This is a genomic window from Gemmatimonadaceae bacterium, from assembly GCA_036003045.1.
Taxonomy (GTDB): domain Bacteria; phylum Gemmatimonadota; class Gemmatimonadetes; order Gemmatimonadales; family Gemmatimonadaceae; genus JAQBQB01.
Genome location: DASYSS010000046.1, coordinates 1 through 21250 on the forward strand (window position 1 = coordinate 1; position 21250 = coordinate 21250).

General features: G+C 67.2%; 18 protein-coding genes and 1 tRNA gene. 9 read left to right on the plus strand and 10 right to left on the minus strand.

Going from position 1 to position 21250, the window contains the following annotated elements; genetic code table 11:
- Positions 1-307 precede the first annotated feature (307 nt).
- From ychF to VGQ44_11495, 9 genes are all read right to left on the minus strand, one after another.
- A complete protein-coding gene (gene ychF, locus VGQ44_11455) occupies positions 308-1414 on the minus strand; it encodes a redox-regulated ATPase YchF (GenBank protein HEV8447435.1) in 1107 nt (368 codons plus the stop codon).
- Positions 1415-2095 carry an aminoacyl-tRNA hydrolase gene (gene pth / locus VGQ44_11460; GenBank protein ID HEV8447436.1) on the minus strand — a complete coding sequence of 227 codons (681 nt, stop codon included), beginning with the start codon at positions 2093-2095 and terminating at the stop codon, positions 1415-1417.
- A gap of 8 nt (positions 2096-2103) precedes the next feature.
- Positions 2104-2772 carry a 50S ribosomal protein L25/general stress protein Ctc gene (locus VGQ44_11465; protein HEV8447437.1) on the minus strand — a complete coding sequence of 223 codons (669 nt, stop codon included), beginning with the start codon at positions 2770-2772 and terminating at the stop codon, positions 2104-2106.
- 158 nt (positions 2773-2930) lie between these two features.
- Entirely contained in the window at positions 2931-3914 is a 984-nt protein-coding gene (locus VGQ44_11470; protein HEV8447438.1) for a ribose-phosphate pyrophosphokinase, read from the minus strand.
- An 80-nt stretch (positions 3915-3994) separates the two neighbouring features.
- Positions 3995-4065, minus strand: a tRNA-Gln gene (locus VGQ44_11475).
- 14 nt (positions 4066-4079) lie between these two features.
- Complete coding sequence (gene ispE, locus VGQ44_11480) at positions 4080-4964, minus strand: 4-(cytidine 5'-diphospho)-2-C-methyl-D-erythritol kinase (protein ID HEV8447439.1); 885 nt, start codon at positions 4962-4964, stop codon at positions 4080-4082.
- Positions 4961-5980 (minus strand): lysylphosphatidylglycerol synthase transmembrane domain-containing protein, encoded by a 1020-nt coding sequence (locus VGQ44_11485; protein ID HEV8447440.1) that lies wholly within the window; start codon positions 5978-5980, stop codon positions 4961-4963. Before VGQ44_11485 ends, ispE begins: the two co-directional genes overlap by 4 nt.
- 6 nt (positions 5981-5986) lie before the next feature.
- Complete coding sequence (locus tag VGQ44_11490; GenBank protein HEV8447441.1) at positions 5987-7519, minus strand: Hpt domain-containing protein; 1533 nt, start codon at positions 7517-7519, stop codon at positions 5987-5989.
- 57 nt (positions 7520-7576) lie between these two features.
- On the minus strand, positions 7577-8305 hold the full coding sequence (locus VGQ44_11495; GenBank protein HEV8447442.1) for a pyridoxine 5'-phosphate synthase: 729 nt from the start codon (positions 8303-8305) through the stop codon (positions 7577-7579).
- 197 nt (positions 8306-8502) lie between these two features.
- On the opposite strand from VGQ44_11495, the gene VGQ44_11500 reads away from it, so the two are divergent.
- Positions 8503-8817 carry a hypothetical protein gene (locus VGQ44_11500; GenBank protein HEV8447443.1) on the plus strand — a complete coding sequence of 105 codons (315 nt, stop codon included), beginning with the start codon at positions 8503-8505 and terminating at the stop codon, positions 8815-8817.
- Between the two features lie 8 nt (positions 8818-8825).
- Here the strand turns inward: VGQ44_11500 and mce are convergent, their stop codons facing one another.
- Positions 8826-9248, minus strand: a complete 423-nt coding sequence (mce, locus tag VGQ44_11505; GenBank protein ID HEV8447444.1) for a methylmalonyl-CoA epimerase — start codon at positions 9246-9248, stop codon at positions 8826-8828.
- Between the two features lie 113 nt (positions 9249-9361).
- Between mce and trxA the strand changes: the two genes are divergently transcribed.
- Genes trxA through VGQ44_11545 form a run of 8 tightly spaced genes read left to right on the plus strand, consistent with a single transcriptional unit; the run spans position 9362 to position 21250 of the window.
- Positions 9362-9700: a thioredoxin gene (gene trxA, locus VGQ44_11510; protein HEV8447445.1), complete on the plus strand. Its 339-nt coding sequence runs from the start codon at positions 9362-9364 to the stop codon at positions 9698-9700.
- 18 nt (positions 9701-9718) lie between these two features.
- The gene (locus VGQ44_11515) at positions 9719-10699 is read left to right on the plus strand and encodes a hypothetical protein (protein ID HEV8447446.1); all 981 of its coding nucleotides are present in this window, start codon (positions 9719-9721) and stop codon (positions 10697-10699) included.
- Positions 10696-11574, plus strand: coding sequence for a 16S rRNA (cytidine(1402)-2'-O)-methyltransferase (gene rsmI, locus VGQ44_11520; protein HEV8447447.1), 879 nt, complete (start codon positions 10696-10698; stop codon positions 11572-11574). The genes VGQ44_11515 and rsmI overlap by 4 nt, the downstream gene beginning before the upstream one ends.
- The gene (locus VGQ44_11525) at positions 11571-12263 is read left to right on the plus strand and encodes a DUF4159 domain-containing protein (protein HEV8447448.1); all 693 of its coding nucleotides are present in this window, start codon (positions 11571-11573) and stop codon (positions 12261-12263) included. The genes rsmI and VGQ44_11525 overlap by 4 nt, the downstream gene beginning before the upstream one ends.
- Positions 12260-15697: a hypothetical protein gene (locus VGQ44_11530; protein HEV8447449.1), complete on the plus strand. Its 3438-nt coding sequence runs from the start codon at positions 12260-12262 to the stop codon at positions 15695-15697. The genes VGQ44_11525 and VGQ44_11530 overlap by 4 nt, the downstream gene beginning before the upstream one ends.
- Positions 15678-17399 (plus strand): hypothetical protein, encoded by a 1722-nt coding sequence (locus tag VGQ44_11535; GenBank protein HEV8447450.1) that lies wholly within the window; start codon positions 15678-15680, stop codon positions 17397-17399. The genes VGQ44_11530 and VGQ44_11535 overlap by 20 nt, the downstream gene beginning before the upstream one ends.
- A complete protein-coding gene (locus VGQ44_11540; protein ID HEV8447451.1) occupies positions 17396-18664 on the plus strand; it encodes a hypothetical protein in 1269 nt (422 codons plus the stop codon). Before VGQ44_11535 ends, VGQ44_11540 begins: the two co-directional genes overlap by 4 nt.
- 15 nt (positions 18665-18679) lie before the next feature.
- Positions 18680-21250, plus strand: a complete 2571-nt coding sequence (locus tag VGQ44_11545) for a helicase C-terminal domain-containing protein (GenBank protein HEV8447452.1) — start codon at positions 18680-18682, stop codon at positions 21248-21250.

Below are 21250 nucleotides of genomic sequence, written 5' to 3' on the forward strand. Positions count from 1 at the left end.
GCTCCGGCCGGCACGACGGCCGCGATGCCGAGGACCACCATGGCGCTGCGCCAAACAACACCAAGACCCGGAAGGATCACGAGCATTCCCTGAGGTAGGGCGGCGGTCGAGATCGCCGCTAAGGGATACTACGCTTGCGGCCGGAAATGGGTTCAACAACCACTTGTCGGCGTTCGGTCCGCTTCCACCCGGACGATTAAACACGAGAATCGGAAAGGGCAACTGCCGCCGCCCGCCCGACGCCGAGCTCTTTGCGCGAGCCGCGAATGTAGCCGTTCTAGACGGCCTCGAGCGATCGAAGGCGAGCTCAGACGTTGAATCGAAACAACATCACGTCGCCGTCGTGAACGACGTACTCCTTACCCTCGGAGCGGACGACGCCCCTTTCGCGCGACCCTTTCCACCCGTCGTTGGCGACGAAATCCTCGTAGCCCACCGTCTCGGCCCGGATGAATCCGCGCTCGAAGTCGGTGTGGATCACTCCGGCCGCCGCGGGCGCCGTGTCGCCCCGGTGGATCGTCCAGGCGCGGGCCTCCTGCTCGCCCGCCGTGAAATAGGTCTGCAGCCCAAGCAGGTGATACCCGGCGCGAATCAATCGATCGAGACCCGCAGACTCCAAGCCGAGGGACTCGAGGAAGGCTTTGCGGTCGTCTTCCGGAAGATCGGCCAGCTCCGCTTCGATCTTGGCGGAGAAGGGAACCACCTCGGCTGGCTCTCCGCTTTCGGCGACGGCGCACCGCAGCTTCGCGATGTGCGTGCCTTCCTGCTCGCTGCCCGAGAGCTCCGCGTCGGTGACGTTCGCGGCGTAGAGCACCGGCTTGAGCGTGAGCAGCGACAGCGGCGCGAGCACGCGGCGATGGTCGGCCGACAGCTTCGCATGCCAAAGCGCGCGTCCTTCCTTCAACTCGGCGTTCGCCGCCTCGAGGGGTCCCAGCTCGGCGAGAGCTTCCTTGTCGCCGGTCTTCGCGGCGCGCCGCACGCGGTCGAGACGCTTTTCGACGATGCTCAAGTCGGCGAGCGCGAGCTCGAACTCGATCACTTCGCGATCGCGCACCGGATCGACCGCACCCATCACGTGCAGCACGTCGTCGTCGTCGAACGCGCGCACGACGTGCACGACCGCGTCGGTCTCGCGGATGTTGGCGAGGAACTGGTTGCCGAGTCCTTCGCCCTGCGACGCGCCTTTCACGAGGCCGGCGATGTCCACGAACTCGACGACGGCCGGCACGACGCGCTCCGGGCGCACGATGCGCGCGAGCACGTCGAGACGCGGATCCGGGACGTTGACCCGGCCGACGTTGGGGTCCTTGGTCGCGAACGGATAGTTGGCGGCAAGCACGCCCGCCGACGTCAGCGCGTTGAAGAGAGTAGACTTGCCGACGTTCGGCAGTCCGACGATTCCGAGTTTGAGCATTTATTCTTCGCTGCCGTTTTCCGTCGTTCCGGTAAATCGATTCAGCACCGGCGTGATGCCGTGCGACGTCCACAGCTCCAGCGCCTGCGTCAGGGTCGGCATGAGCGCGCGGACGACATCCGATTCCTGTTTGGCGAAGTTGTCGAGCACGAAGTCGCTCAGGTCACCGCGCCGCCGAGGATCGTCGGGCGCGATGCCGATGCGGAGACGGGCGTAGTCCTGCGATCCCACCGCAGCCTCGATGCTCTTGAGGCCATTGTGCCCGCCGGCGCTTCCGCGGGCGCGAAAACGATATCGCCCCAGCGGCAGTGCGACTTCGTCCACCACGATCATGAGGTCCGACGCCGCCGACCAGGCGGGGCGGCGCAGATACGACCGGAGCACCGACCCGCTGAGGTTCATGTACGTCTGCGGCTTGACGAGGCGAACGCGCGCGCGGCCGACCGAACCGGTCGTGACGCGCGCTTCTCCGTCGCGCTTCCACGGCTCGAAACGCCACACGTCGGCGAGGTGGTCGACGACCCACCAGCCGACGTTGTGCCGCGTGCGCTCGTATTCCCGTCCGGGGTTTCCGAGCCCGACGATGACTTTCATGGCTTCGGCGTCGAGTTCGTCGGGGCGGACCGCCGCTTCGGGGTCCGCCTTCGACGATCGTGCGCGCCCGAACAGGAATCGGAGCACGACGCCGATTACTTGGCCTCTTCTTCCTCCTCTTCCGCCTTCGGCTTGCGGATGAGCTCCGGCTCCGCCGCCGCCGCCGGCTCGGCACCCTCGACCCCCGGCGTCGGCTCCTCGATCGCTGCGGCGGGCGCGGTGCAGACGCACACCGTCGCGCCTTCGTCGTCGAGAACCTGCACGCCTTCGGGCAGCGTCAGGTCGCGCACGTGGATGCTGTGGCCGATCGTGAGCGGCGTGACGTCGACTTCGACGTGATCCGGAATGAGGGACGGGTCGCAGCGCACGGACAGCTCGTGCATCGTCTCGGCGAGGATGCCGCCGGAGTTGCGGACGCCGTCGGCCGTTCCCGTGAAGCGGATGCGCACGCTGACGGTGACCTTCTCACCGGCGACGAGCTGCTGGAAATCGATGTGGAGGATGTTGCGTCGCACGGGATGCCGCTGGACCTCGCGGATCAGCGTGCGTGCCATCGCGCCATCCACCGCCAACTCGATGACCGTGCTCGCCGCTGAAATCGTGCCGAGCAGACGCTCGACCTCGCGTCCTTCGAGCGAAAGCTTTTGCGGCTCACGGCCGTGGCCGTAGATGATCGCGGGGATGTTGCCACCCTGCCGGAGCTTGCGCGCCGAGCCCGTGCCGGTCTCGTCGCGCGACGTTGCCTTCAAAGATGCTGTTGCCATTTCTGTTATTTCCGTCGAATTGCCTGACCATCGCAGCCCGCCCGCGCCGTCCGTCTACTCTCGGGAAGCTGCGTCTTCCCTACCATGTGACTGCGCGAGTTCCAACACTCCTACGCACTACTCGTCAATGCCGGTCCACCCGTCCACCCGTCAACCTGCTAATCGAACAACGAACTCACCGACTGCTCCGCGTGCGTGAAGCGAATCGCCTTTGAAAGCAATTCGCCGACCGACAACACGCAGAGCTTGTTGGGACGCCGCTCTTCCGGGATCGCGATCGTGTCGGTGACCGCGACTTCCTTGATCGGCGCGTCGTTGAGGCGCGACCGCGCCGGTCCGGAAAGCAACGCGTGCGTCGCACAAATATAGATGTCTTTCGCGCCGAGGTTTCGGAGCGCGCGTGCGGCCTCCGTCACGGTCCCGGCCGTGTCGATCATGTCGTCGACGAGGATACAATCGTGGCCCTCGACCTCGCCGACCACGTTCACCACTTCAGAGACGTTCGGCTGCGGGCGCCGCTTGTCGATGATGGCCAGTGTCGCGTTCAAGCGCTTGGCGAACCCGCGCGCCATCTTCGCCGACCCGACGTCCGGCGCGACGACCACCGGCTCGTTGAGCTGCATTCTTCGATAATGCGCCGTGAACACCGGCATCGCATAGAGATGATCGACGGGAACGTCGAAGAACCCTTGCAATTGGTGCTGATGAAAATCGATCCCGAGCACGCGGTCCACGCCGGCGGCTTGGATCATGTTGGCCATCAACTTCGCGCCGATCGGCACGCGAGGCTGATCTTTGCGATCCTGCCGCGCGTAGCCGTAGTAGGGCATGACGCAGGTGATCCGCGCCGCCGATGCGCGGCGCGCCGCATCGATCAGCAGCAGCAGCTCCATCACGTTTTCGGCCGGCGGATTCGTCGGCTGGAAGATGAAGACGTCGTTGCCGCGGACGTTTTCGTCGATGCGCACGGAGATCTCGCCGTCGGCGAAGCGGCCCAGGTTCACGCGACACAGGTCCACGCCGAGGTTGCGCGCGATCTCCTCGGCGAGCGGCCGGTTGGCGGTCCCGGAAAGCAGCTTGAGGCCGTGGCTCGGTACGGCTAATCCATCCATGCGCGGCGCTGGGGCTTGGGCGGTAAGCATCGAACGAGCGAGGTTGGCTGAAAGCTGGCGCGGGGGCGGACGAAACGCGCGTCCATTTCAATGCCGTTGGGCTCGCGTCATTGCCCCCGGTGGATTCGAACCACCATTCTCGGATCCAAAGTCCGATGTCCTGCCATTGGACGAGGGGGCAGCGAGCCTTGAAAGCTACCGATCGACCGTCACTCGTTCAACTCGATCGCTCGTCCGCGTGGTGATGACGCGCACATCCGCGCCGAATCCCAAGGACGCCACGTCCGGGGCCGACTCGAAGATGCCGAATACGGTCGATCCGGAGCCCGCGAGCATCGCGATGGACGCGCCGGCGCCCAGCAGCCGCTCGGTCAGGGTGGCGATCTCCGGGTGGCGCCGGGCGACGACCGCGGCGAAGTCGTTGTGCGCGGACGACGCCGCGTCATCCCAGGTCGCCACCGGCTCGGCCAGACCAGGCCGCGGTCTGTCGGACTGCGCGGACCGGTCGGCATCGAGCCAGGCGTAGGCGTCGGTGGTCGAGATGCCAAACGACGGTACCGCCAGCACGATGGCCCGCGGTTCGAGCGGGCGAATCGGCTTCACGCGATCGCCGCGTCCGGACCCGAGCGCCATCGGCTCGTCGATGGTCATGAACGGAACGTCGGCGCCGAGCCCCGAGGCGATTTCGGCGAGTCGCGGGCCGAGCGGCGTAGGCGAGAGGGCCTCGAGCGCCCGCAGGACCGCGCCGGCATCGGCGCTACCGCCGCCGAGCCCCGCGCCCGCGGGGATTCGTTTGACGAGGTCGATCGAGAACCCGGAAGGCCATCCCGCTGCGTCGGCGTACGCGACCGCGGCACGATACGCGAGGTTCTTTTCGTTCGGTCCGAGCCCGCCAAGCGGGAGCGAAGGACCGCTGACGGCCAGGGATCGGCCGGGGGACTCCCGAATCGCAACGTCGTCGGCGAGATCGATACGGAGAAAGGCGGTCTCGAGTGCGTGGTATCCGCGAGCGTCCCGCTCGAGCACGTCGAGGAAAAGATTGATCTTGGCTTGCGCCGCGACGCGAGCGGAGGCGTTCAATCGGCGGCGTCGGGCGTCGGATCGACGCGCATGTCGCCGAGCGAGAGGCCGAGCTGCAAGGCGTAGTACCCGCCGATGAGTGTGATCGGGATGTACGAGGCGATGTGGAAGAGAAGCGCCCACGTCGTCGCCTCGGATTGGCTGATGCCGTAGAGCGACAATCCGATCGCCGCGCCCACCTCAAAGGGTCCGAAGAAGCCGGGCGCCGACGGAAGCGCCACGAGGATGACGATGATCCCCTGAACGATGAGCGTGGCGACGAAAGTCACGTGGACGCCAACCGCCAAAAACGCCAGCCAGAACGCCAGCGGTTGCACGAGCCAATGAGCGAGCGTCCAACCGAACACCGCGGCGAAGTGCCCCGGCGTCTTCAAAACACTGAGCCCTTCCGAAAACCGCGCGAGCATCTCAGCGCCCCGCCGTTCGACCGTAGGCGACACGCGTCGCGCAACCAACTCGAACGCTCGAATGAGAGTTTTCGGAAAGAATACGAGAATGTAGAATGCGACCAGCAGTGCCACGGCCCCGCCGACCACGAGCCCCGCGGCGTGCGTTAGAGAATATCCGCCAATGGTCGTGCTGGGGTTGAAGTGGGCGAGTGAGACGCCGATCGCCAGCAAGACCATGACGACGATTCCGTCGAAGACCCGGTCCACGGCCACGGAGGCGAGCGAGGTCGAGAAACTGACCGAGGGGATCTGGCGCGTGAGCGCAAGTGGTCGCGCCAGCTCGCCGGCTCGCAGTGGAATCACGTTGGTGACCATCACGCCGATGGCGGTGGCTCGCCAGAGCGGACCGAACGGAAGGTTCGGCGCGACGGGATCGAGGATCGTTTTCCAACGTCTCGCGCGGAGCGGAAACATGCACGTCGCGACTGCGGCGCTGAGAATCAACAACCAGTAATTCGCATCGCGCGCCATCGCGCGCGCTCGCGACAGGTCGAGATTCCGAAACGCGAAGTACAAGAACGCGATGCTGACGACGATCCCAAGGACGGCACGCCAGCCGAACTTCATTTCCAATTACTCCGTGCGGGCGAGATCGATCAACTCGAACAGCTCGTCGAGCGCCGCCTTGTTTGCCGCGCTGCCGCTCTGGCGCATCTCGTCGCGAAGCTCGGCGGCACGATCGAGCGCGGCGCGTCCGCGATACAACAACGACCCGATCGGCACGAGCGCGTCCTCCGGAATTTCGACGGCGGCGGCAAGCGGCTGCCCGCCGAGAGACTCGATCGCCAAGACCGCCGAATCGAGGAGCGCAGCCACGCGCGCCGGTGTACGCCCCCGCGGCGACTCGAGCGGCGCGCGAAGCGGCGGCGGCGCGGACGATATCGGCGCTGACGGCGTCGGCGCGCGCGTCGCGGTCTTGTCGGCGATCTGTCGAAGCCGCGTGCGCAGATCCGTCCCCGGCGCGGTCGCATCAGTAAGGGCGGCGGCGACCGAGTTGAGATCGTCGAGCGTGCGCCCGTCGAGCTGCGTCAATGCCTCGATTCGCCGGCCGATCAACGTCGCGACTTCGGTCTCACCGAAGCTCTCGGCGGCCGCCTGCAAAGCACGCAACGCGCGGCGGAGGTCGCGTTGCGAGCGCGCCAAGCCGGATGTGTCCCTCGACTGGCGCGCCGCGGCCACGACCTGGCGAAGGTGCTCACCCTGGCTGACCAGCTCGAGACGGAATCGCTCCGACGCGGACGTCGGTGGCGCCGACGCGGCGGACACGACGCCCTCGCTCTCTCCATAGAAGAGCTCAGCGATCGGGACGACGCGCTCACGCTCGCTCGTGCTGGCGCTCCAATTGTCGAGCGCGGCATCGAAGACGTCGCGAGTCTGGCTCGGCGCGTTGACGTCGCCGCCACCGCGCATCGCGGCGGAGAGCGTTCGTAAATGTGCGGCCGCCGCCTCGAGAAGTGCGCGCGCTTGCGGCGTCATGCCTTCGCTTCCGGTTTCCAGGCCACGCGCTGCGTCTTCCGTGGCCTCGAGCGCGTCGGCGAGCGGCCCGACGCTCGACACGCCGGCGACCCCGCGAAGCGCGCGAACGCGCTTGAGCACGTTGGCCGCCGTGCCCATGTCACCTGGCCGAGTCGTGAGAAGCTCGAGGCCCGCGGCGATGTTCGCGGCTTCGCCGGCGAGGAACGGCGCGGCCGTGGCCGTCGCTGCGCTGGCTGCCGCGGCAGCGCTCGCGGCGCGAGGCAGATACTTCGCGAGCTCCGAGGTGCGCGCCCGGGCCCGGGCATCTTCGGCCGGCGACCAGGAGCGAACGGAGTGGAGCAACACCTTGAGGTCGTCTACCGCCGAGACCAAGGCGCCGCGAAGCGCGGGCTCCCAGCGCAAAGCGCCGTCCTGCAAAACGCGCCCGACGCGCTCGAGGGCGGCGGCAACTTCGGCGAAGGGACCCAGCTTGGCCATGGTGGCCGTACCGCGCAGGGCGCGCGCCGTTCGCTGGAACGCGGCGCTGTCCGGCCCCGACGCGCCGGCGCTGAGCAGAAGGCCGTCCAGCTGCTCGACGTATTCGCTCGCTTCAAGGATGAAGAACTCGAGAAAACCCGCAGGTGCGGTCATCCGTCCTCCGAGTGATCCGATTGCCTTCCCCTCTCTCCGCGTCCGAGCGCCAGCAAGCTAGAAAGTCGCTCGGGCCGCGTCCATCGCCTGTCGCAGCTCGCGAACTGCCTCCGCCAACCCCGCGATGATGGCGCGGCTTATAACCCAGTGTCCGATGTTTAGCTCCTCGATCTCCGGGATCGCAGCGACCGGGCCCACATTGTCCGTCGTGAGCCCGTGCCCCGCGTGCACCGCCAACCCAATCGACGCCCCGTAGCCCGCCGCGTCACGGAGATCGCGGAGCTTGCCCGGATCGTCGGCGGCGTGGGCATAGGCGCCTGTGTGAAGCTCGATGGCTGCCGCGCCGGCGGCGCGCGACGCTTCGACCGTCGGCCGATCGGGTCCGACAAAGAGGCTGGTGCGGATTTTCGCCGCGTTTAGCCGGGCTACCCCGGCGGCGATTCGGTCCTTCTCGCGGAGCACGTCGAGGCCACCTTCAGTGGTGATCTCCTCGCGGCGCTCGGGCACCAGGGTGACCTGGTGCGGACGAAGACGGAGCGCGATGCCGATCATTTCGTCGGTGCAGGCCATCTCCAGATTGAAGACCGTCGAAACTGTTTTTGCGAGACGGTCCACGTCGTCGTCTTGGATATGGCGGCGATCCTCGCGCAGGTGCGCGGTGATCCCGTCGGCGCCCGCCCGCTCGCAGACGACGGCTCCTTCCACCGGATCGGGATAGGTCGATCGGCGCGCTTGGCGGATCGTGGCGATGTGGTCGACGTTGATGTAAAGGCGCTGGTGGAGCATCCGGTCTCTGGTCCCAGGTCTCCGGTCACAGGGGGGGTGGTGTGAGGAAAGTAATCACGGCGGTAATCGCGCTTTCGACTCTCGCGGCGTGTTCGTCGTCGGCTCCGACGCCCGCCCCGCGCCCAACGACATCCGCGTCCAGCGGCAATTCGGGATCCGACGGAGCGCCGGACGCGACGAGCGCGGTCCGCGGATTCATGGCGGCCGCCAAGCTCCAGAGCGTGCAATCGCTCGCGCTGTGGTGGGGCGATACGCAGGGACCCACGCGCGACTTGATCGCGAAGGACGAGCTGGAGAAGCGCGAGCTGATCATGCTCAAGTGCCTCAAGCACGATCGCTACGCCGTCGTCGGCGAAGCGCCGACGGAGGGCGGTGCGCGCGACGTGATCGTGAACGTCATGTATCGCGATGCCGAGAATACGACGCATCTCACCGTCGTCGCGGGGCCGCACAGCCGCTGGTACGTGCAGAACGTGGACCTCAAGCCGCTGCATTCGATCTGCGTCGCGTAACGACGCGGTCAGCGCTCGGTCAGCTCCACCAACACGCCCGACGTCGACGACGGGTGCAGGAAGGCAATGCGCTTGCCTTCGGCGCCCGTCCTCGGCGTTTCGTCGATGAGGCGTATTCCGAATTCGCGGCAGCGATCCAGCGCGGCGTCTAGGTCTGGCACCGCGAAGCACACGTGATGGAGTCCGCCGCCGCGCTTCGCGACGAATTTTCCGATCGGCGAATCGTCGGTCGCCGGCTCCAGTAATTCGACGAGCGAGTCGCCGGCCGCGAAGCCCGCGATCCGCGCTCCGTCCGAATCGGCGAGCGGAACTTCGTTCATGCCTAGGACGTCGCGGTAGAACGAAACGCCCTCGTCGAGACCGCGCACCGCGATGCCGATGTGCGCGATGACCGCACCCAGCGCTCGCGCGCTGTCCGAAGCCTTTTGCATGTGATTAAGCTACAGGCAGCGGAGGAAAACGCGTCAATCGTTCTCGCCCGTTCAACCGTCACAACTGGCTCCGGCGCAGCGCCGATTGCCGTGAGATTATTGCCGAGGAACCCATGTCCAACGTCCTGCATGTCACCGACGCCACGTTCGAGGCCGAAGTCGAGAAACACGACGGCCTGGCGATCGTCGATTTCTGGGCGACGTGGTGCGGCCCGTGCCGCATGATCGCGCCGATCCTCGATCAACTTGCGACCGAATACGAGGGCAAGGTCAAAGTGACCAAGCTCGATACCGATGCCAACGTCCGGACGAGCGCGCGCTTCAACGTGCGATCGATTCCCACGCTGCTGTTCTTCAAGGAGGGCCGCGTCGTCGACCAGATCATCGGTGCTGTTCGTCGCGAATTCATCGAGGCCAAATTGGTCCAACACTCGGCCAACTCGGCCGCGTAAGGCCGCGGCGCGCGCGCAGTGTCGTCGCACGCCGCCCTTCATTTTCCGCATAGCCGCGTTCTTCTGGCGCGAACGCGGCTGGCCTACGTCCACCTTCGGAATCTCCTCACCGACGCCAAGCGCGATCGCGGCGCGCGCATTTCCGGCTACGTAGCGGTCTCTCAGCTCGACGAGCTGATCCTTTTCTATTTGTTGAACGGCGAGGTGGCCAACGCGAGCCTGACGGACGCGCGCGGCTCCCGCGCGATCTCGATCGCCAGCGCGATCGAGAAAGTCCCGCACGAGCCGGAATACGGCGAGTGCTGTTTCCACGAAGCCGCGCCGGAAGAGCTGGCCTGCATCTTCGCTTCGCGGACCGTCGCTCCCGACCCCTGGCCATCGGGCATGGACGCGGCCGACCCCACCGTGCTCTTTCCGCATCTCGCGGCGACGACGTTCGACGGATTCGTCGAGATCATCGCCAACGATCACGCCAACTACCTCGTGCTCAAGAACGGGGCAGTGGCCAAGGCGTTCCTCACGACGCCGGCGATGGGGACGGTCGTCGAGCGCGTGTCGAAGCTCTTCAACCGGGAGGGGCGGATTGGCGATCTTCGCGTCGCGCGTTGGGCGAGGCCGCTGCCGGTTCCGGTGCAAGCGCCGCACGCTCTCGTGCAGGCCTACCGGGACCTCGTGCGCGCGCTGATCACTCGAGTCACCGAACGGGGACAGGAGGATGCTTCGGCAATCGCCGAACACGCACGTCAGATGCTCGCGACGCAACACCCGGTGCTCGAATCGTTCTCGGTCTCCCGGCACGCGGTCGCGCCGCCCGATCCCGTGGCCGACACGCGCGAGCTCACGGGCGGCGTCGCGGCGTGGATCCGCGAGGTGCTCTGGACCGCCAAGGGCCCCGACGGCGAACCGCCCGAAGACCTGTTCCGCGAGCTCACGTACGAGCGACGGCACATCTTCCAGTCCGCCGGGCTCTTCGATCAGATGCCCTGGAAGGTCGTGTGACGGCGCCTGAACCGGGCACCTTGTTCATCGTGAGCACCCCCATCGGCAACATGGGGGATTTTTCTTTTCGTGCGGTCGACGTCCTCAAGTCTGTCGCGCTCGTGCTCGCCGAAGACACCCGCCACACGCGGCGCTTGCTCGACCGCTACGACGTCTCGACACCGATGGCGGCGTACCACGAGCACAACGAAGCCAAGACGTCGCCGCGATTCGTCGCCCGTCTGCTGGCCGGCGAATCGCTGGCGCTCGTCTCGGACGCTGGGACGCCGCTCGTGTCCGACCCAGGGGCTCGTCTCGTGCGCGCCGCGATCCAGGCCGGAGTGAGCGTCGTCCCGATTCCCGGCTCGTCGGCCGCGCTCGCGGCGTTGGTCGCCTCCGGGCTGGACGCCGACCGGTTTCTCTTCCTCGGATTCCTGCCGCGGACCGGGCGAGACAGGCGCGAGGCGTTCGAGGAGATTGTCGGTTCGCCCCACACGGTGGTGGTGTACGAATCGCCGAACCGTCTCTCGGCCACGCTCGCCGAGCTCGAGCGGCTCGGTGGCGGACTCCGCCCCGCGGTCGTGGCCCGCGAAATGACCAAACAATTCGAGAACATCCAAAGAGGAACGGTCGCCGACCTCCTCGCGTATTATCGGGAACGGCCCGTGCGCGGCGAAGTTGTGCTCCTTGTGGCTGGACGGGTGGAGACCAAAGGCGTCGATCGGATCGTGAGTGAGGAGGAAGTCGCGGCTCGGGTTCGATCGCTTCGCGCCGCGGGCCTCAGCACTCGGGACGCGTCGGTGCAGGTCGCGGCGGAACTGGGTGTTTCGAAGCGCGTGGCGTATCGTCTCGCTCGAGGTGGCGGCGAGGCCGAGGGAGGAGAAACCGCGGAATGACTTTCGGTCGGCTGCAACGATATCGTGGCCTCGCGCTCCTGGCGGCGCTTCTGCCGCTCGGGATTGGAGCGCGCCCGGCTGCGCCCGTGCTCACCATCGCGCGCCTTCAGTATGACGGCGGCGGCGATTGGTACGCGAACCCGTCGAGCCTGCCGAACCTCCTCGCCGCAATCCGTCAACGCACGTCGCTGCAGGTCGACAAGACCGAAGCGCGCGTCACGCTGATGGACGACAAGCTCTGGGACTATCCGTTCATCCACGTCACGGGGCACGGGAACATCCATTTCAGCGACGCCGAGATCGCGCGCCTCCGCGAGTATCTGGCGAAGGGCGGCTTTCTCCACGTCGACGACAACTACGGTCTCGATGAAAGTTTTCGGCGAGAGATCAAGCGCGTGTTCCCCGACCGGCCGCTCGTCGACGTGCCGCTGACGCATCCGATCTATCACGTCGTCTATGATTTCCCGAAGGGGATTCCGAAGATCCACGAGCACGACGGACTTCCCGCGCGCGGGTTCGGCATCTTCCTTGGAGACCGGCTCGCGGTGTATTACAGCTTCTCCAGCGACCTCGGGAACGGTTGGGAGGATCCCGAGGTCTACCACGACCCGCCGGAATTGCACGAGGCCGCACTGCGCATGGGCGTGAACTTGTTCGTGTACGCCGTCACCAGCCGGCCGACACCGTGACCGTCGTCGAGCTGGTCGAGCGCGAGCGCGCGCGGCTGCGGCGCCTGTACGTGCTGGCGGGCGCGGCGCTCGCCATCGGCGCGACCTGCGCTTTGCTCGCGGCTGCCGGCTCGGCGTTGGGCGGCGCCCGATGGATCGCGATGCCGCGCGGCACACCATTCCTCGTCTGGCTCGTGGTCATTGTCGCGGACGTGGCCGTCGTCGCCTGGACCGTTCGCCGGCTCGGCCGTCGCGCCACGCCGCACAGCGTCGCGGCCGCAATCGAACGCGAACAGTTGCTCCGCGCGGGATCTTTGCGCGGCGTCATCGAGGTCGCGAACTCGGGCGCGTTGGGCCGCCGAGCGGCGGCAACGCTGAGCGAACGGCTCGGACCCAAAGCGGGCAAGCTCGCCGTCGGTGAACGGCGGTTAGTCCGGCGCGGTGCGGCGCAGGCTACGGGAGCCGCGACGATGGCGGTCGCGGCGTTGGTCTTCGCCGTTCCGAATTTCAACGACGGGATGCTGGCGATTTTCGAACCGGTGAGCGCGTGGAAGGGGACGCTGCTGCCGCATCTCGCGTTCGAGAACCTTCCGCCCGACGTGCTTCGCGGCGAGACGGTGCGAATCCGAATCGCCGCGCCTCGTCGCACGTCGGTGTCGCTGTCGCAGCGGGTGCCGGGGGAAGCCTGGCGAACCCAAACGCTGATGGTCGATCCGCGCACGAGCATCGCGTCGGTCGAGGTCGGCCCGATTCGTGGCGATCTGCGCGTCGTCGCGAGCGACGGGCGCAGCGCGAGCGACACCGGTCTCGTGCGCGTCACGGACCGTCCGTTCGTCGGCGCGGTCTCGATGCGCGCGACCTATCCGTCGTACCTTGGCCGCCCCCCGGAAGGATTGCCGATCGGCGAACCCGCGAAAGTGCCGCAGGGAACCGTCATCGACGTTTCCGGGCGCGCATCGGCGGCTTTGCGCAGCGTACACCTGGCCGCGTCGGGAGACACGGTGAATCTCAACGCGAACGATCGCGTGTTCTCGGGTCGTTTCGCCGCACGTCACACAGGGCACTACACGTGGATCGCGGCCGGGACGACCGGACCGATCACCGATGTTCCGGCGCCGGTCGAGCTCGAGGTCGTTCCCGACTCCGCGCCGCGCGTCGACATCGTGTCGCCGCAGACCGACACGCTCATCGCCGGTGACGACAAGATCACACTGCACGCGACGGCCACCGACGACCACGGACTCGCGAAGGTCGAGATCATGTCCTGGGCGAGCTCGTGGGTCGGCCAGCGTCCGCCGGTGCTCGAGAAAGCCGCTGAATCGGCCGGCACCGTTTGGAACGGGACGAGTACGCTCGACCTGGCGCAGCTGAAGCTGCGTCCCGGCGACGCGCTGCACGTGAAGTTCGTCGCCACCGACAATTCGCCATGGACGCAGCGCGGTGAAAGCCGCGAGCTCCTCCTCAGAATTCCGACGCTCGAGGAGCGCCGCGCGATCGTGCGCGACGCGATGGATTCCGCGGTGAGCCAGGTGAAGGCGACGGCCGCCGCCGAGAAGTCGATTCAAGAGCGCACCAGCGACGCAGCGCGTGACCGTCAGCGGACGCCCGCCGACGCGCCGCCGCCCACGGGCGCGAACGGCAAGCAAGGCAACATGACGTATGAGGCGGCGGAAAAGGCAAAGGCCGTCGCGAAAGATCAGCGCGCGCTGACCGACCAGGTCAAGAACCTTCAGCAGTCGGCGGCGAACATCGAGCAGCAGTTGAAGCAAGCCGGAGTACTCGACAGCGCCATCCAGCGGCAGCTGCAGGAAGCGCAGGCGATGCTGCGCGACGCGCTCACGCCCGAGCTGCTCGCGCAAATGCAAAAGCTCGAGAACGCGACGCAGCAACTGTCGAAGGAACAGTCACAGCAATCGCTCAAGGATCTCCAGGCGATGCAGGAGCGTCTGCGAGAGCAGTTGGAGAAGAGCGCCGAGATGCTGAAGCGGGCGGCGCTCGAGGGCGCGATGGAAACGCTCAAGGACGAAGCCAAGGACATCGCCCAAAAAGACAAAGCCCTCGCCGACTCGGCGGCGGCCAAGGCGTCGGAGGCGCAGAAGCGCGAGGCGAAGCAGCTCGCCGACCGCTCGCAGCGTTTCTCCGACGAAGTGAAGAAGCTGCAGGATCGGCTGGACAACGCGAAGGCCGACGCGGGCGCCAACGGCGCGAAAGAGGCGAAGCAACACGCCGACGCCGCGCAGGACGCGATGCGCCAAGCCGCGTCGGATCAGCGGCAACAACAGGCGGGTCAACAGCAGAACGGTCAGCAGCAGGCGAACGGCCAGCCGCAATCCAACGGTCAGCCGCAGAGCGGTCAAAGCGGACAGCAACAACAGAATGGCCAACAGAACGGCCAACAGAACGGACAGAATCAACAGAACGGGCAGAAAGGCGGCGGGCTCTCGCAGAATGCGCAGGATGCCGCGTCGCAGATGGACAAAGCGTCGGACGCGATGAAGCAGGCGCGCGCGTCGCAGGTCAACCAATGGAAGTCGGAGTTGACCAACGCGCTCGATCAGGCCGTGCAGGACATGCTGCAGATGGCGCGTCAGGAACAGTCGCTCGAGCAACAGGCGCGCTCGGGACAGTCGAAGCCCGAGGATCTCCGCGGCGCGCAGAGCGCCGTGAAGCAGGGCCTCGACAACGCCGCGCAGCGGTTGCAGCAGGAGGGACAAAAGTCCTCGCTGCTGTCCGGCCGCTCCGAACGGTCGGTCTCCGAAGCGCAGCAAAAGGTTGGTGAAGCGCTCCAATCGACGGGCGACGCGCGCGGCAGCCAGCAGACGGCGAGCGCGCTCGGCGACGCGGCGGACGCGCTGAATCGCGCCGCGGCGTCGTTGGCGCGCGACCGCGAAAAAGCGAATTCGTCGACCTCGGCGACCGGCTTCGCGGACATGCTGCAGCAGTTGCAGGACATGGCGAAGAAGCAGGGATCGATCAACGCGCAGGCGCAGGGACTGCTGCCCAGTCTCGGCCAACCGATGTCGGCCGGCAACCAGGCGACGTCGCGCGCATTGGCGCGCGAGCAGCGACAAGTGGCGCAGCAGCTCGACGAGTTGGGCGAGTCTGTGGGTGGCGACCGCGCCGCGCAGCTGGCGAAGGAAGCGAAGACGCTCGCCGACGCGCTCGAGGGTGGACGCCTCGACGCCGCCACGGTCGCGCGGCAGCAACAGCTCTTCCGCCGGCTGCTCGACGCCGGCCGTTCGCTCGAGAAGGAAGACCGAGAGGACACCGGCAAGCGGCAGGCGACGTCGGCCAAGCCGGGCAACGAATTCCAGCCGCAAAACGGCAACGCCACCGGAAAGGCCGCGCTGAAGTTCCGCGAGCCGACCTGGGACGAGCTGCGCGGTCTCACCGCCGACGAACGGCGCGCGATCCTGGAATACTTCAAGCGGATCAATGCGGGGAATCCGCCGTAGCCTCGCGCTGGTCGCGCTGGTCGCGCTTTCCCCTTCGCACACCCCGCTCGTTGCGCAGGCCGCGGACACTATGGCGTTCTACCGCGCCATGGAGCTCGAGGCCGCGGGCAAGTACAAAGAGGCGGCGCCGCTCTTCCGTTCGGTCCTCCGCACGCCCGCCGGCGTGAACGCGCTGCTCGGTCTGGAGCGCGTGTACGCGGAGCTCGGCTGGACGGACTCGCTCGTCGCGCCCCTCGATTCGCTGATCGCGTCGAATCCGCGCGAAGACACGTATCGCACCGTGCAGCTGCGCACGCTCGACGCCATCGGCCGCGAAACCGAGCTCCGTCGCGCGTTCGACAAGTGGATTCGCGACGAGCCGACGAGCTCCGCGCCGTACCGAGAGTACGCGAAGCTGCTGCTGCAGCACAATCGAGCGTCGGCCGCGGACAGCGTCATCGCGCGTGCGACCGCGGCGCTCGGTACGACGAAGGATCTGTCGTTGGAAATTGCGCAAGCGCGCGCGGCCCAGGGGCAGTGGGTGGAATCGGCGCGCGCGTGGCGCGAGGCGCTGTCCAACGCCGACTATCTCTCGACCGCGGCGTCCTACGCGCTCGCGCCGGCCCCGTCGTCGGCGCGGGATCAGATTCGGGACATTTTCCTGGCGCTGCCCATCGAGGTGGCGGCGAGGCGCGCCCTCGCCGACCTCGAGGGAAGCTGGGGTTCGCTCGCCGACGGATGGAACGCCCTCAAGGGCCTGCCGCCCGACAGCGTGTCGGCCGCGGCCTGGTCGGACTTCGCGCAGCGGGCCGAGGCGGAAGATCGCTGGACGCTGGCACGCGAGGCGCTCGAGTCCGCGCTCAGGTGGAAACGGACGCCGGACCTCGCGGTGCGCGCCGCGACCGCCGCGCTGAATGCCGGTGACGGAGCCGCCGCGCTGCGGCTCGCACCGTTGGCCGACGCGGGCAACGACTCCGCCCTCGCGGCGCGCGAGTACCTTCCCGTGCGGGTCAAGGCGCTGGCGGCGGTGGGTCGGCCGACCGAGGCGCAACAACTCGTCGACACGTATGACAAATTCCTCACGCCCGGCGCCAAGAATTCGCTCACGCGGACGATCGCGTGGGGTTGGGTGCGCACGGGCGACATGGACAAGGCGCGCGCCGCGCTGGCGGCGACCGGCGTCGAGGGCGATTCCAGCGACGCCGCCGGCTGGCTGGCGCTCTACGACGGCAACCTCAAGGTGGCGCGCGGTCTCCTGCGAGGCGGCACCGAGAGCTCTCCGGAGCTCGCCCTCGCGTTGGGGCTCGTCGCGCGTCTCAAAGTGGACAGCGCGCCGGCGATCGGGCATGCGTTTCTGGCACTGGCGCGCGGCGACAGCGCCGGCGCCGCCGCGCAATTCGTCACGGCCGCGGACTCCACACCACCGGTGCGGTCGCTGCTCCTGACCACCGCGGCGCAGATCGACCTCGCGCTCGGAAGCGAGGATCAAGCGGTCGCACTCTGGACGCGCGTCCTCGACCAAGACAAAGATTCGCCCGAAGCGCCGCAAGTCGAGCTCGAGTGGGCGCGCCTCTTGCGCCGCAAAGGCGACACGACGGGTGCCGCGAATCATCTCGAGCACTTGATCCTCACCTATCCCGGCGGCTCGCTCGTGCCGCAGGCGAGGCGTGAGCTCGACCTCCTCAGAAATCCGCCTTCTACATCTCCGCCTCCGGGCCGATGAGACTTCTCAAACAGCTATCGATTGCCGCCGCCGTCGTCGTGATCGCGCTCGCCCGCGCCGGCGCGCAGCGGCTGCTCGTGCCGATGGACGACGCGCAGCAGAACCACCTCAAGGCGTACGGACTGACGTACAACGCGATCAAGGCCGGCGTCAGCGCGGAGTGGCTCCTCAACTACCGAGGCGGCTCGTTTCTGCTCGGGGACACGCCCGAGCTCCGGCGGCAAGCGGGGCTCGCCGGGATCACGATCGAAGCGCTGAACGACGCCCAGCTCGGCCAGATTCGCTCCCAGATCGCGTCGAGCAACATGGAGTCGGTGCCGCTGGAGAAAGCGCCCAAGATCGCCGTGTACACGCCGCCCGACGCGCTCCCGTGGGACGACGCCGTCACGCTCGCGCTCAAATACGCCGGCATCGAATACACCGCGGTGTACGACGACGAGGTGGAGCGCGGCGACCTGTCCAAGTACGACTGGCTGCACCTGCACCACGAGGACTTCACGGGGCAGCTCAACAAGTTCTACCTCACGTATCGCGAAGCGCCCTGGTTCATCGACCTGCTCCAAAAGAACACGGCGGCGGCCAAGCGCCTCGGGTTCGCCAACATGCCGGCGCTCAAGAAGGACGTGGCGGAGAAGATTCGCGAGTTCGTGGAACGCGGCGGGTTTCTGTTCGCGATGTGCGGCGCGACCGAGACGCTCGAGTTGGCCATCGCCAGCCAACACGTCGACATCGCGCAGCCGTTCATCGACGGCACGCCGATGGATCCCGACGCCGACAAGAAGATGGACTGGAGCAAGACCTTCGCGTTCAAGGACGCGCACCTCGAGATGTCGCAGTTCGTGAACTCGATGAGCGACATCGACGGGCATCAAGTCAACGTCGCTGGTCGACGCCAGCCGCTCGGCACGTTCACGCTGTTCAACTTCTCGGCGAAGATCGATCCGGTGAACTCGATGCTCGTGCAGGACCACCGCGCGGTGATCAATGACTTTTTCGGGGTCACGACCAGTTTCAGCAAGTCGGTGCTCAAGCCGGGCGTGACGATCCTCGCCGACGAGGAAGGCGCTCCCTGGGTGAAATACCTCCACGGCGACTACGGCAAGGGCACGTGGACTTACTACGGCGGCCACGATCCGGAGGACCCGTCTCACGGCATCGGCAATCCGCCCACGGACTTGTCGCTGCACAAGACGTCGCCCGGCTACCGGCTCATTCTGAACAACGTTCTGTTCCCGGCCGCGAAGAAGAAGCCGCTCAAGACGTAGGCTAAATTTCGGGGCATGCCCCCTCCCTCACACGCGGCCGCGGATCCGGGGACTCGACTCAGTCCGACCGCGGCCGTTGCCATTCGTGCCGCTATCCGATTGGCCGGGGGCCGTGAAGTGTGCTTCACCGCGACCCTCGACGACGAAGGCGTCGTCCAGACAGTGAAGACGGTAGCGCGAGGCGACTCCATGAGCGTTCTCGCGCTCCCCGGCTTCGCGCAGCGCGGGCAGATGCTGATCCACAACCATCCGTCCGGCAACCTCGATCCGTCGCATCCCGACCTCGAGGTGGCCGCACGGATCCACGACGACGGCATCGGCTTCGCGATCGTCGACAACGACGCGACGGAGTTGTACGTCGTCGTCGAAGTTCCCGAGCATGCGGCGCTCCGCGAGCTCAACGCCGGCACGGTGAACGACGACCTGGGCCCGGCCGGACCAATCGCCGGCGCGCTGCCACGCTACGAGGATCGGCCGAGTCAGCGCGCGATGGCCGCCGAGATCGCGAAGCTGTACAACGACGGCGGCGTCGGACTTCTCGAGGCGGGCACCGGCGTCGGCAAGTCGCTCAGCTATCTCGTGCCGGCGCTGCGCTGGGCCGCCGCGAATGGCGAACGCACCGTCGTGTCGACCAACACGATCAACTTGCAGGAGCAGCTGGTCGGCAAAGATCTGCCGTTCCTCGAGAAAGCGCTCGACGACCAGCGCGTGCGATTCGCGTTGCTCAAGGGTTGGCGCAACTACCTGTGCCTCGTGCGACTCGACCAGGCGAGAGCGGCGGGGAACGCGCTCTTCGACGAGGGGCTCAACGACGAATTCGAGGCGATTCGCGCCTGGTCCGAGCGGACTCGCGACGGATCGCTGAGCGATCTCACCATCTCGCCGCGACCCGAGGTATGGGACGAGGTCGCCGCCGAGCCGGACCTCTGCCAGCGGGCGCGGTGTCCGGTGTACGACAAATGTTTTTTGTTCAAGGCGAGGCGTGAAGCGGCGCAGGCCGACGTGATCGTCGTCAATCACCATCTGCTGCTGTCGGACCTTGCCGTGCGCCGCATCTCGAACAACTGGGGCGAGGCCGCGGTGCTGCCCGCCTACAACCGTCTCGTCATCGACGAGGGCCATCATCTCGAGGAAGCGGCCGCGAGCCACCTCGGCGCGACGGTGTCGCGTCGTTCGCTGCAGCGCTTGTTCGGTCGTCTGGACCGGCGGGGCAAAGGTCTGTTCGGCGCGCTCATGGCCCGCCTCGCGAAATCCGACGACCTGCTCAGCACCGCGAGCTTCGACCTCGTGCTTTCGCGGCTCTCGCCGGCGCTCGAGTCGGCGCGCACGAAGGCTTCGACGCTGTTCGACTTGCTCGAGACCTTTCTCGCCAACGGCGGCGACCAAGTTCAGCGGCTGACCGCGGACTTCGCCGAGCACCCGATCTGGCGCGCGGGACTGCGGCTCGCGCTCGAGGACACGCTGAGCCAGATCGATGTTCTCGCCGACGGTCTCGATCTCGTGCGCGAACGGCTCGAGGGCGCCCAGCGTCCCGACGATTCGGTGATGATGCTCGTCGCCGAGATTCGCTCGGTGACGCGGCGGCTGCAAGCGGCGGGCGACGGCCTGCGGCGCGCGCTCGACCCGCCGCCGGACGACGATCCGTCCATTCGCTGGATCGAGTCGCGCGGGCGCGACCGAGCGGCAAGCGTCTCGACGGTGCCCCTCAACCTCGCGCCGATCCTGCGCGAGGACTTGTTCCGGCGTGCGACGACGACCGTCGTCACCAGCGCGACGCTCGCCACCGACGGCCGTTTCGATTTTCTCACGTCGCGCCTGGGGCTCGACGACTCGGAGCTCGAACCGCGGACCGGGATCTACGCGTCGCCGTTCAAGTACAGAGAGCAGGCGATGCTGGCGATCGCGCGCGACGTGCCGCCGCCCAACGTCGACGCGGGCGGCCACTTCTCGTCGCTTGCCCGCATGACGCACGATCTCGCCGAAGCGAGCGACGGCGGGATGTTCGTGTTGTTCACGAGCCATCGCGACGTGCGCGCCATGGCATCGGAGTTGAGAGGGCGGGGTGCGGAGCGGCGCTGGCCCGTCCTGGTCCACGGCGACGACACCCGTGATTCGCTGCTCGCTCGCTTTCGCGATTCGGGCGGCGCGATTCTGCTCGGCACATCGTCGTTCTGGGAAGGCGTCGACGTTCCCGGCGACGCGCTGCGCGCGCTGCTCATCGCGAAGCTTCCGTTCCGAGTGCCCACCGAACCGATCACCGCGGCCAACTGCGAGGCCATCGCGGAACGCGGCGGGGATCCGTTCGTGGAGTACATGCTTCCCCACGCGGCGCTGCGATTGAAGCAGGGGTTTGGACGTCTCATTCGCAGCGGGACCGATCGCGGTGTGGTGGTGATCGCCGATCCGCGCGTCGTCACCAAGGCGTACGGGCGCGCGTTGATCGAGGGACTGCCGCCGGCGCGCCGGGTCGTCGGCCCGTGGTCGGAGGTGCTCCCCGCCATACGAGAGTTCTATACGATTCCGGCCGGCGCAAAGCGCGCCGGTTTGCCACGCGGCGCGCGCGCCGCCAACGCCCATTCACTCTGA